Origin of the sequence: Halorubrum aethiopicum (genome assembly GCF_001542905.1) — an archaeon.
GTDB classification, from domain to species: Archaea; Halobacteriota; Halobacteria; order Halobacteriales; family Haloferacaceae; genus Halorubrum; species Halorubrum aethiopicum.
In genome coordinates this window covers 1,142,592-1,154,351 of the sequence record NZ_LOAJ01000001.1, presented here as the reverse complement: position 1 = coordinate 1,154,351, position 11,760 = coordinate 1,142,592, and the positions used below count along the sequence as shown (strand labels likewise).

Sequence of the window (11,760 nt, the reverse complement as noted above, 5' to 3'; positions counted from 1 at the left end):
CGGTAAGTAGCGGCCGCGAGAAGCGAGCGCCATGCGACGCCGTCTCCGCGCGCCGGTCGCCGCCCTCTTGGCGACGCTCGTCCCCGGGTTGGGACACGCGTTCCTGGGGCGGTTCGGGCGAGCGGTCGTGTGGCACGTGACGGTCCTCGGCGGGGCGATAGCGCTGTTCAGCCTCTCGGACGCGGGTCCCATCGACCCGAGCGGGTCGATCGCCGACGTCGCGGCCGCGGTGCCGGCGGGCGTCGCCCTGCCGCTCTCGGTCCTGGTCGGGCTCTCGGCGGTGGACGCGTACCTCGTCGCGCGCTCGGAGGCCGCGGAGGCGGATCGGGCTGCCGCGACCGAGGCGGCGATCCGGCGACACGCGGCCGAGGAAGACGAGGAGGGCGATGACGGCCGGGACGGCCGCGTCGGGTCCGGAGGCGTCGAGACGGGAGACGGGAGCGGAGCCGGCGGCACGGCGGTCGCCGCGTCGGTGGGCGTCGACGCGGGCGGCGGCGACCCGACCGGCGTCGAGTGCCCCCACTGCGGGCGGGAGACCGACGCCGAACTCGACTTCTGTCACTGGTGTACGGAGCCGCTGCCGTGGGGCGATGGGGAGTAGCCGCCGACTCCGGTCCGTCCCGCCGGAAGCGGAGCAGTGAAACCGTCGCGACCGTAACCCCGGAAAATCATGCGCTTCGCGGCACTTGCGGCGCTCGTCGCGGGGGTTACGCTCGCGTGTTTCGCCCTGCTGATCCCGACGTGTATCGGGCTCGATCGGGTTCGGTCGATCGCCGCCGACCGCGACCGACTCCGGCGGCGGCTCCGGATCGCCGCCCCCTACGTGGGCGGGCTGGCGGTCGTGCTGCTGTTCAACAAGGGGTTTCTCACCCGGATCGAGGCGTTCTCCCGACGACACGGCCTCCGCCCGACGGAGCTGTTCTACGCCCTCGAGGGCGACTTCGTCGCCGCCCTCCAGTCGGCGCTGCCCGACTGGGGACTCTACTACTTCGGGCCGATGTACGTGTTCGGCTACGTCGTGGTGCTCGTCTTCCCGTTCGTCGCGTACCTGTTCGCGGCGAACGCCCGGCCGCTGAAGACGCTGGTGGCGGCGTACGCGGTCAACTACGCCGCCGCGATCGTCTGTTACGGCGCGGTGTTGGCGTACGGCCCGCGCAACTACCACCGGCTCCCCGGCGCCGATCCGGACGCGGCGCGGGTCGAGGCACCGCTGCTCGATACGTTCCCGGAGGTGACACGGCTCACCGCGCGGGTGAACGTCGAGACGAACGTGTTCCCCTCGCTCCACACGGCGCTGTCGGTGACGGTCCTCCTCGTCGCGGTCTCGACGCACGAGGAGTTCCCGCGGTGGACCCCCGTCGCGGGCCTGCTCACGGGCAGCATCGTGCTCTCGACGATGTACCTCGGAACCCACTGGGCGATCGACGTGGTGGCCGGGGCCGCGCTCGCGGCCGGGAGCGTCGCCGTCGCCCGGCGGATCGTCTCCCGAACGGGGAGCCGAGATGGCTGGTAGTTTCTCACAACTGATAACTGCGCACGAACGCTCATATACGTTGACGGGAACCGTTCGGGTACGGACGCGAACGACGGACGGACAATGAGCCTGAATCCACGGAGATACGACGTACGGGAACTGCGCTGGCTCGCGGGAACGCGGGCGGGCGCGGACGAAGCGCCTCGGGAGCGGCGCCTTCGTCGACCGAACCGGAACCGCGCCGAGCAGGCGGCTCGCTCGGCCGCGTTCCGGGAGGTTCTCCAGCGGCAACGCGGGCTGCGGCGGATCGACGACGGGGAGCGCCCCTACCTGCGATCCGTACCGAGCGTGCCCGAAGCGGAGCGGGAGATCGCCGACTGGCTCGGCTACCTCGTCGACGTCGGCGGCCACCTGCGGAGCCGCGACGCGCTGTCGTACTACGCCGAACTCGGGTGGATCGCGCCGGCGGTCGCGGACGCGTTTGAACGCCGGCTCGCCGGCTTCGACGCGCCCCGACGCACCCGGCCCTTCTCCCCCGCCGACCACCGGATCAGCCTCGTCTCCGTCGTCCGGATCGTTTCGTGTGCGAGTGAACAATGAGCGACGCAGAATCCACGGACACGACGGACTTCGACGACCAGAACGCCCCGACCCCGGTCGGAGTGAAACTCGGCAGCACCCGGACGGTGCTCGACCTCCCCGACGGGCGCGGCGGGCGCGAGCGACACTCGACGCTCACCTGTCTGGCGACCTACGAGGACGCCATCACGGGCGAGGAGAAGGCGCTGTACGGCCACGACGCCGCGGTGGAGTACCCCGACTCGGTGCGCTTCATGCTCCGGTCGGGGCTCCCCGAGAACGACGACGGCGTCGCCGACGCCGAAGCGTTCTTCGAGGCCGTCGTGGACGCCCACGACGTGCCCGCGGAGAGCGCGGTCGTCTACGCGGTGCCGACCATCGACAACGAGGCGGGCGTCGAGAACCTCAAGGCGGTGATCGAGGGCTCGAGCGTCGGCGAGGCCGCGGTCCGGAGCTTCCCCGAGTCGCTCTGCGGGGCCATCCCCGCCTACGGCGACGGGCTCGACGCGATAGACGAGGTGTTCGTCTCCGTCAACATGGGCTCGACGACGCTCGAGGCGTGTGCCTACCGGCGCGGCGAGCAGCTCTCGCCGTTCTCGACCGGCTCGGTGACGGGCAACGAGGTCGACCGCTGGATCGTCGCCGCCGTCGAGGAGGAGAGCCAGGGGCGCGTCCACATCGACCGGACGACCGCCCGGGAGTACAAGGAGGAGCACGCCGACGTGTACGACTTCGAACCGTTCACCGACGTGGTCCAACAGCCCGGCGGCGGCAGCCACGAGTTCACCGTCGACCGCGGCGTCCGCGACCCCGTCGACCGCTACATCGACGACGCGGTCGACGCCGTCGCCAACGAGTTCCTCCCCGAACTCGCGAACGACCACATGAAACCCTACCAGCTCGCGCTGGGCCGCCCGATCGCCGTCACCGGCGGGATGGCGTGTATCCCCGGGCTCGTCGAGGAGTTCGAGAAGCGGCTCTCGGCCGAGCTCGACCGCGACATCGAGGTCGTCGCCCCCGACGACCCCGCGACCGCCGCCGCGGAGGGCGCGGCTCGCATCGCCGAGCGACTGGTCTGAGCGAGATCGCGGGCGGCCGGAACCGAGCGGACGGACGTTTTTCGACGCGAAACACGCCTAGCGGAGCCGATCGAGTTCGCCCTCGCGCGCGAGTTTCCGGACCACGTATCGGTGTTGGACCGCCCAGAAGCGCTTGGCGAGCGCGTACGCGGCCGCCGCGACGCCGACCGCGACGAGCCCGAGGAGGGGACGCGTCGCCGCCGCGACGACGTACGACTGGTAGCCGAGCGCGAGCAGGATCGCCGCCGCGGCGACCGTCGCGAGCGGCTCCGATCGCGGGTTCCGAGCGACGTCGGAGAGGCTCCGGAGCTCCCGTCGGAACTCCGGCGGCAGTTCGTCCTCGAGGAGGATCCGGTCCTCGACGGGGGTTTGCTCGGCCTCGAAGGGCTGTCGAGTCGGTCGATCGCTCGCTGCCATGGGTGCCCGAGTCGCGTTCGATCGTGGTATGTCTTCCGGTGACACGGTAGCGGTGGAGAGTCGATCAGTGGAGGCGAAAACGACGAGCATCCCCACACCTCGCGTCGCGATTATTCGCCGATACGCTCGCTCAGGTCGATTAGCCCACGTGTCCTGGATCCAAAATTAAAATGTAATTCATCAACAAGATGGGTTCAATGGAGAGGGTAATACTAGACACCAAGTTCTGGATAGACTTGCGATATAATCCAGAAACCCTAGCCACCTTCGAAAAGCTGGCTTCACGAGACGATATTGAGATTCTGTTTACGTATGGAAATTTCATCGACCTCGCGAAGGCAGATGAACAGGATAAATTGTCAGAGATCATCGCATCAACAGTAGACGTGTATCTCCCAGTTATCGGTAGTGAGGGCAGCGAGTACGACATCACCACTGATCCGCTCGGTTTGATCCCTGATGTAGAAGTGAGGGAACGAGCTCGGCGTGATACCGTGGATTTTGGGGAAGAGAAGACGCTCCGGTTCATTTTCCGCATATCCGACTGGGCAGACGTAGATGTCTATAGTGACGCTATCAAGGACTACAAGCAGATCTACGATGAATTTGGCCTAGATAATCTGAAGGGCTATGTGTTCAAGGACTACCTCCATCGAGACAGTGAACCGTACGAACTACACGAACACGAGATTAACATCATTGAATACGTACGCAAGATGGTGTATGTCCATCGGATTTCGCTGATGGATGCGAAGGAGAATGTTGATTCAAGCGATGTTGCTGATATGGAAATTTGTATTCACGCAATCCTCTCAGACTGTACTGCGTTGGTAATGGAAGCGAAGTGGGTGAACGTTGGTCTCATAGAGAAAGTGACTTCCAATCTTGAATCAGATGGCGAGTTAGACCTATTCAAAAACTTCGAGACGTTCTTTGACACTTACGCCTAAACGCGTCCATCCGTGCCATCTGATCAGCGATCAAACACCCGGTGTAGTAATTGTATCGGCATTCAGAACGTATCGCCGCCCAGAACAATTATGATTAGTCTAACAGATGTACCAACATGTTTGTTGAAGCCGGCATCGCGGTTCTCGGTGCTGGTGCTGGGCAAGTGATTGCCTACGGTATTCGACGGTACCAAGCAAAAACAAGAAACGTCGATCAGTGGTATGAGGATGTGATTTCCTCGATCAACTACGGTCGTGGAGTATGCGATCTCGGACGGGAGCGCTCCAACCTGAATTACGGGAACCTTGCTGACGAGGCTGAGACGGTTTCGCATAAACTCAGGGATCATGTCAGCTCGGCTCCGTCTGGCGTTGATGAGAAGTCAGTGATACTCGTTCAAGACCTTGAAACACTGTTTCGGAAACTGACTGCAGCCACTGATGCGTCCGATGACCAGTCAACGATGGATGCAATTGAAGAATTGTTTGAGATGGGTCAGCGCGACCTCGCGAACAACGAGAATTTAGACATGGGGAAGGCCGTCAACAAGTCTACCGAGTACTCTCCAGCGATGGCAAGTCTGTTCAATCAGGCTGATGAGGATCCGCAGCAGTTCGGGAAGCAACTTGGAGAGCAGTTCGGTAATGCTGATTCGTTTTATGACTTGGTGGAGACGATGTCTTCTGCGTATGGTGATGGTGAGAGAGCTGTTGAGAGAATGTTTGATTCTCAGTTCCTTACCGGCGAGTGGGACGAAAGTCTCTCAGTCGGGATTCGGATTCTCCTACAAATAACGTCAAGTAAGTGTGTAGAAGCAATCAATCACATCGGAGAAGCCAACAACGAGCGTGTAGTCAACTAATTCTTGTAGCTTGATCCATCCTATGATTTCGGGTAGAGACTTGCCGATCCACATCACCAGCCAATAGCGCGCGCAACAACGCACCCCACAATATGCCATTTACCAGCAAAGAAAGCAGCTATTTATGCCATAAAAAAGGATTCACACCGTTTTGGTAGTAGTCCCGGGCGGATTCGAACCGCCGTCAATGGCTCCAAAGGCCATTATGATTGGCCACTACACCACGGGACTTCGAATACCGGTAACCGGGCCGGACTCAAGTAGGTTACTTTCCGGCGATCACGCGTCGTCGCCGGCGCGGTCCTCCGCGTCGGCCGCGTCGTCAGCACGCTCATCGTCGCCGTCGCCGTCGACATCGACGTCCTCGGGATCGCCCTCGCCGTCGGAGCCCCCGCCGAGGAGCGGCCGCGTGAACAGGCCCCCCTCCTCGTCGGTGCCGCCCTCGTCGTCGGTGCCTTCCTCGTTGGGGTCCTCGGACCCCGTCACGTCGGAGCCGTCCGCGCTCGGGTCGTCGGGAGGCGTCACCGCCGAGTCGTCGTCGAGGGCCCCGGCGGCGGGCGCGAGCGGGGGCCGGTAGGTGTAGACGAACTCGCCGGAGACGGCGTGGAACGCGCCCGTGTTCGGGTCCTCGACGACGCCGGTGTCGTTGTCGATGGCGAAGTCGACCAGGTCGCGGAGGTCCTCGGCGTGCGCCTCCGGCCGGTCGTGCGCCTCGGGCGGGAGTCGGACCTGCGTGATCCACTCGTCGAACTCCGAGCGGTCGTCGCGGAACGAGAGGTACTCCCGCTCCGCGTCGTCGACCCGGAGGAGCCCCTCGTACCGGACGTACCCGAGGCTGGCGGTGCCGAGGAGGCCGACGACGAGGAGGGCCGGACCGCCGATCCCCCGGAGGGGCCCGTAGGTCCGCTCGACGACCACGGTCTCCTGCTGTTCGTCGCTGTCGGACTGGACGCCCGGATCGGAGACGGTGTAGGTGGCTCCCTCGTGGCTGATCCCGAACTGGACCGACCGGGTGTACGTGACGTTCTCGCCGTTGAGCGTGCCCGCCACCTCGACGTCGGTGACGACGAACGTTTCCGTCTCGCCCGGGGAGGCGCCCAGCTCCTCCTCGATCGCCGCGACGCGCTCGTCGATCGCGGTGCTGTTGAGCGTAAACGGGGCGGAGACGGTCTCGCCCGGCTCGACGTCCGTCGCGGTCGTCGAGTCGACCGCCTCGCGCTGCTCCCAGTAGACGATCCCGCCCTCCTCGCCGCCGACGTTGCGCACGACGAGCGTCGAGTCGATCGCGACGTCGACGGACTCGGCCGAGTCGGCGGTGTAGGTCGTCTCGGCGGCGACGTCGAGCTCGGGGGCGACGCTCGCGAAGTACGTCTCGCGGTTCGTCAGCTCGTCGCCGATCGAGAACACGGGGCTCGGCTCCGTCACCTCGGCGCTGTGGACGTACTCGGTCTCGACGGTCCACGAGGAGACGGTCCGGGTCTGCGTCTCCGTGCCGGGCTCGACGTGGGTCGTGTAGACGACGGCCCCGCCCGCCGCGGCGACGAGGAGACAGACGGCGAGGAGGACGGTGAACTGTGCGTCGAGGAACGCTCTGAGCCGCAGCCGGGTTTCGTCGGGTCCTGTGGACGTGCTCATGGATGTCAGTAGAGTTTACGGAGGAGGCGTCGGTGAAGCGGGGTCTTCCGGCGCGACTCGCGGCTCCGGATCCGCGCGGGCTCGCCGCGGAGCAGGAGGAGGCCGGTGACGAGGATGCCGCCCCCGAGCAGGGCGTTGATCGCGACGAGCGGGACCCACGGGTGGACCCGGTAGAGGCCGTCGATGACCGCCGGCGGCAACACCGCCAGATAGCGGTGTTCGACGACGTACATCCGGTAGTAGCCGGTCTCCTCGGGCGCGGTGAGCGTCACCGTGGTCGACCCCTCGCCGCGGGGGCCGACCGCGACCCGTCGCGGCTCGACCGCCACGCCCGGGCTGGCGGGTTCGACGTAGGTCCGGACGGGAACGAGTCCGGCGTTCGGGACGACGTACTCCAGCTCCTGGCTCGTCCCCCGCTCGATCACGGTCGGGTTCTCGGACTCGAACTCCGCGCTGACGACGCCGTACTCCTGGGTGCCGCCCGGAACCACCATCGCCGCGGTCGCGGTGCTCATCAACACGAGCGCGAGCACGGCGAGGATGAACGCCACCGAGGTGCCGTCGTCGCGGGAGCGGTCGCGCTCCGGCCGGTCTCGGGTCCGCCCAGTCAACAGCCAGTCGGCCGCGTACGCGACGATAGAGAGCCCGAAGAGGAGATACGCGAGCCCCTGGGTCCCCTGGAGCGACCGCATCCCGAACGTCACGGCGAGCCACGTCTGGACGCCCTCAAGTCCCGACTGGAACGCCATGGCGACCGTCCCGAGGTGGGGGATCACCACGACGCTCCCGCCGACGGTGAGCGCCTTCGCGACGACGTCCGCCTCCTGGACGACCGGCTCGCCGCCGTCCTGGTCGGTGAAGGGGTTGTTGTCGCCCTGCGTGATGTAGCCGCGTTCGGTCTCGTCGACGACACGGTGGGTGGTCAAGCCGCCGCCCTGGATCTCCTGGGCCTCGAAGGTGACCACGTCGCCGACACCGATGCCGCCGGCGACCGGCGCGGGGATGGCGACGAACCCGTCGCCGGGGTCGAGCGTGGGCTGCATGCTCCCCGTCTCGACGAAGCTCAGGAGGACGGGCTGTCCCAGGAACTGTCCGACGACGAGCGAGAGGACGACGAGGACCGCCGCGACCTGTACGCCGATCGAGAGGATTCGTCGAGGGGACATGTGTCAATCAGGAAGCAGTCGCGCTCGGTAGAACGCTATCATCGACGCGTAATAAAGTCGCGGATCGTGTCAATCGCCCCGGAGATCGACGGCGGTCCCGAAGCGGGACGCCCCGCCGTCGAAGACGCCGCCCGCGAGCAGGACGTACGGGCCGATGAACGCGAGACAGAAACCGAGGAGGTGGACGTAGAGATTGATCACGCCGCCGTCGACGCCGGGGTCGGTGGGGAATCCGACGACCGGGTACGCGACCGCGAGCGTCGCGCCGACGGCGAAGAGGTCGCCGTATCCCCGCCGGTCGATCACCCGACGGAGCCCCTCCCGAAGCGAAGGGCGGCGCTCCAGCGGGGTCGACAGGATCCCGCGCGCGCCGAGAAGCGCTCCCCCGAGAAGGACGCCGGGGCCGACGAGCCCCGTCGGATCGGTCGAGACCGGCAGCGCCAGGACGCCGATCCAGCCGACGACGACGAGGAACGTCGCCGGGAGGAGACGGATCGGCACGGACCCGGAGAGCGGGACCGCCCGGCTCTCCGGGGGTCCCGCGCCGCGCTCCGAGAGGTTCGCGTGGACGAAGGCGGCGAGCAGAAGCGGGAGGACCCCCGAGAAGGCCATGTTGACCCCGGAGAAGCCGAACCCGATCGCGCGCCGCGGGACGGCGAGGTTCAGCGCGGAGAGCGCGAACGGGAACGCGAGACAGAACGTCGCGAAGGCGGTGAAGAAGAACCGGCGCTGTCCGCTCGCGACCGCCAGGAGGTAGCCGACGCCCGCGAGCAGCCCGTAGGCGGCGACGTTCGCGAGGAGGTGGGCGGCCTCGAGGTGGACGTAGTGGGCGGAAAACGCCGTGAGCACGGTCGGGTCGTGGTACGCGAACGCGAGCGACCGCCGGGTCGCCTCCGGCAGCGCGAAGACCGCGAGGAGGGCGATCGGCACGGTCGACAGCGCGAGGAGGTCGATCGGTCGGACACGCGATCGAAGCACCTCGCGGAGGGACGGAGCCGGCGGTTCCCGGGGCGGCTCGGTCCGATCGCGCCCCGAACCGGTCGTCGTCACGCCCCGGCCTTCGGCGACGAGCAGTAAATCCCTGTCGCCGCGAGGCGTCAGGATCGCGGCAGCCGACGGATCACCGCCAGCCACCCGAGGAGCACCGCGAGCACGCCCATCAGGCCCGCGAGCTCCAGCACGCCGAACCCGCCCGGCTCCTCGACCGGCTCGTCGGCCGCGGGCGACGCCGAGCCGTCGTCCGCGTCGGGCTGGCTCCCGCCGTCAGCGTCGGCCTGACTCCCGCCGTCCGCGTCGGGCTGGGGCCCGCCGTCCGTGGCGGCCTGGGTCGTGCCGTCGCTCGATCCGGTCCCGTCGCCGACGAGGAGGGTTCCGGCCGAGGTTCCGTCGACCGCGAGGTCGTACGCGCCGTCCTCGTCGAAGCCGACCGGGAAGGCGACCGTCGTCGACTCGCCGGGCGCGAGCGAGACGGTCTCGGAGCCGAGCGCCTCGCCGTCGGACGCCCCGCCGTCGGCGGTGAGCGTCAGGGTGCGCTCGCCGGCCGCGCCGCCAGCGTTCTCGACGGTCGCGGTCACGGTCGTCTCGTCGCCGGCCTCGAGCGCCGACTCGGCGATGGCGGCGTTCCGGACGCCGATCCGGTCGGTGTGGGCCGCGACCGCGAACGTCGAGAATTCCGTCGTGCGCGCGACGAAGTGGACGCGATCCTCGGAGAGGCCGCTCACCTCGACGGTCTCCTCGTCGAGGACGGCGGTCTCGCGCGGCTCCCAGCCGCCGTCGTCGCTCCGACGGAAGACGACCACGTTCTCGGGGTCGGTGTCGCCGAGCGCGTCCCGGTCGATGCTGAACCGGATGGCCATCTCCTCGACATCCGTGGGGTCGAAGTCGTACTCGAGCGCGAGGTAGCCGAGCGGAACCGGGTCCTGCGGCGTCTCGAGCGGGCCGGCCTCGGGCAGCGGGTCGGGGGTTCCGTCGGCGCTCATGCGGACGGTCCGGGTCGTGACGCCGTGGAGGTCGAGCCGGTCGAGCGTGAGGTTCGCGCGGTCGATCGCCATGCCGCCCGTCTCGAAGCGGAGGGTGTCGCCGGGGTCGACGTCGCTCGCCTCGAGTTCGCGCGCCGACGGGCCCGCGTCCGCGACGAGGATCCGCGGGCCGGAGGAGTCGCCGTCGCTCTCGGCGGAAAAGGCCGCGTTCTCCGCCGTCTCCGGATCCGTGACGTTCGCGTGGATCGCGAACTCGTCGCCGCTCAGGTACGTGCCCGCCTCCGCGCCGCGGGTGTCGAACCGGAGGCCGACCGAGACCGACCCGTTCGGACCGAGGGTGACCGCGTTCGACGCGTTCTCGATCGGACCGTCGTCGGTCACGAACGTCAGGTTCTCGCCCGCGTGCTCGATCCAGACGTCCGCGGTCTCGTCCGCGGTGTAGGTGATCCTGAACACGTCGTCGATCCGTCCGGTCGAGCCGACGTTGACGCCCTCGAAGTCGGCCGAGAGGTTCGGGTTCGTCGGCGAGACGTCGACCGTGATCTCGTCGTCCTCGTTCAGGTAGGCGTACTTGCCGTTGGGCCCGTCGGCGGGCTGGATCGCCACGCGGTCGTCGGCGAGAGTGTCGGCCTCGCCGTCGAGGACCGCCGCGCCCGTCGCGAACGCGAGCGAGCCCGCGGCTACGAGGAGGACGGCGAGGATCGCGGTGCGGCGGGCGGTTGGCATGGTTGCCTGTTAACTGCCGATTGGGTACTAGGGGACTTGATTATGGGGTGCCTGAAGACGATTCAGACACGTCTTGATAAGACTCAACGAGAGATCGGAATCTGGATCGAATACGTGAAGAGTAAGATAAACGTTGAGTGTATGCCTTGGATTTAGGCGAGAGATTGGTTCGCTGCGTTAGAGAACGCCCAAAGAGCAATTTTTGCGTCTACGTCACCAACCCCTACGTCAGTTGCCACACTACTGTTCGGAGCATCGGTAGTGTCGATATACCAACCAACACTCACCGACTCACCGGGCTTTAGTACCAGATCTTGGGAAGCACCGAAGGTGTTGACGGCACGCTCTCCGGGTGCTTTATCGACATCGGTAAGATCCGCACCATCAGCAGTGAAAAAGCCCGCACGATTGACTTGAGCGATGATGCCCGCATCGTAGAGCTTACTATTCAGATTGCCATCAGGATATCCGCTGATAGAGAATGCGTCAGATGAATCACTGGGAGAGCCGCTATCTTCACCGTTGTCATCTATGAAGATGGCGACCTGATTCGTTCCCTGATTTTCGATAGAGAAGATATCGGTGAATTGCGTGATACCGTTCTGGTTTAGGCCTTTACCGTTCTGCTCAAGGCCACCTCCCCCACCACCAGCGAAGTTGAGCTCGAGAGTACCGTCGGATGGGACCTTCGCATACTGACTCGTGGGCGTGAGACTCAGATACGCATCACGATCACCAACTGTCGCCACGGATGCTGTTCGTTCCACACTCGTCTGACTAAATGCACTTGTACCCACTGCAGCTGCGCTACCCGTGGCCAATGCGCCCAGACCGGCGATGAACTTGCGTCGATTTGCCATAGTTAATTGCCTCGTTGACCGCACACGACCCG

General features: G+C 66.1%; 12 protein-coding genes and 1 tRNA gene. 6 read left to right on the top strand and 7 right to left on the bottom strand.

From position 1 onward, the window contains the following. The first annotated feature begins 31 nt into the window (after positions 1-31). From AXA68_RS05615 to AXA68_RS05600, 4 genes are all read left to right on the top strand, one after another. On the top strand, positions 32-601 hold the full coding sequence (locus tag AXA68_RS05615; protein ID WP_066413924.1) for a zinc ribbon domain-containing protein: 570 nt from the start codon (positions 32-34) through the stop codon (positions 599-601). A gap of 69 nt (positions 602-670) precedes the next feature. Next, a complete protein-coding gene (locus AXA68_RS05610; protein ID WP_066413921.1) occupies positions 671-1,513 on the top strand; it encodes a phosphatase PAP2 family protein in 843 nt (280 codons plus the stop codon). A gap of 84 nt (positions 1,514-1,597) precedes the next feature. Next, complete coding sequence (locus AXA68_RS05605) at positions 1,598-2,074, top strand: FlaD/FlaE family flagellar protein (RefSeq protein ID WP_066413918.1); 477 nt, start codon at positions 1,598-1,600, stop codon at positions 2,072-2,074. After that, a complete protein-coding gene (locus AXA68_RS05600; RefSeq protein ID WP_066413915.1) occupies positions 2,071-3,132 on the top strand; it encodes a rod shape-determining protein in 1,062 nt (353 codons plus the stop codon). Before AXA68_RS05605 ends, AXA68_RS05600 begins: the two co-directional genes overlap by 4 nt. Positions 3,133-3,189: 57 nt before the next feature. Here the strand turns inward: AXA68_RS05600 and AXA68_RS05595 are convergent, their stop codons facing one another. Beyond that, positions 3,190-3,549 carry a hypothetical protein gene (locus AXA68_RS05595; protein WP_066413913.1) on the bottom strand — a complete coding sequence of 120 codons (360 nt, stop codon included), beginning with the start codon at positions 3,547-3,549 and terminating at the stop codon, positions 3,190-3,192. Between the two features lie 188 nt (positions 3,550-3,737). Between AXA68_RS05595 and AXA68_RS05590 the strand changes: the two genes are divergently transcribed. Together AXA68_RS05590 and AXA68_RS16650 are read left to right on the top strand one after the other, a co-directional pair. Beyond that, positions 3,738-4,499 (top strand): hypothetical protein, encoded by a 762-nt coding sequence (locus tag AXA68_RS05590; RefSeq protein WP_157884786.1) that lies wholly within the window; start codon positions 3,738-3,740, stop codon positions 4,497-4,499. 116 nt (positions 4,500-4,615) lie between these two features. Then, positions 4,616-5,362, top strand: coding sequence for a hypothetical protein (locus AXA68_RS16650; protein ID WP_157884785.1), 747 nt, complete (start codon positions 4,616-4,618; stop codon positions 5,360-5,362). Between the two features lie 158 nt (positions 5,363-5,520). Here the strand turns inward: AXA68_RS16650 and AXA68_RS05580 are convergent. The 6 genes from AXA68_RS05580 to AXA68_RS16645 all read right to left on the bottom strand — a co-directional run bounded on the left by AXA68_RS05580 (position 5,521) and on the right by AXA68_RS16645 (position 11,728). Further along, a tRNA-Gln gene (locus AXA68_RS05580) sits at positions 5,521-5,593 on the bottom strand. A 48-nt stretch (positions 5,594-5,641) separates the two neighbouring features. Beyond that, positions 5,642-6,997, bottom strand: coding sequence for a DUF5305 domain-containing protein (locus AXA68_RS05575; RefSeq protein ID WP_066413908.1), 1,356 nt, complete (start codon positions 6,995-6,997; stop codon positions 5,642-5,644). Positions 6,998-7,002: 5 nt separating this feature from the next. Further along, positions 7,003-8,163 (bottom strand): signal peptidase I, encoded by a 1,161-nt coding sequence (locus AXA68_RS05570; protein WP_066413903.1) that lies wholly within the window; start codon positions 8,161-8,163, stop codon positions 7,003-7,005. Positions 8,164-8,232: 69 nt separating this feature from the next. Then, on the bottom strand, positions 8,233-9,213 hold the full coding sequence (locus AXA68_RS05565) for a hypothetical protein (RefSeq protein WP_232745054.1): 981 nt from the start codon (positions 9,211-9,213) through the stop codon (positions 8,233-8,235). Positions 9,214-9,260: 47 nt separating this feature from the next. Then, positions 9,261-10,868 carry a DUF1102 domain-containing protein gene (locus AXA68_RS05560; RefSeq protein WP_066413901.1) on the bottom strand — a complete coding sequence of 536 codons (1,608 nt, stop codon included), beginning with the start codon at positions 10,866-10,868 and terminating at the stop codon, positions 9,261-9,263. Between the two features lie 152 nt (positions 10,869-11,020). Beyond that, positions 11,021-11,728: a hypothetical protein gene (locus AXA68_RS16645; RefSeq protein ID WP_157884784.1), complete on the bottom strand. Its 708-nt coding sequence runs from the start codon at positions 11,726-11,728 to the stop codon at positions 11,021-11,023. Positions 11,729-11,760: the final 32 nt, after the last annotated feature.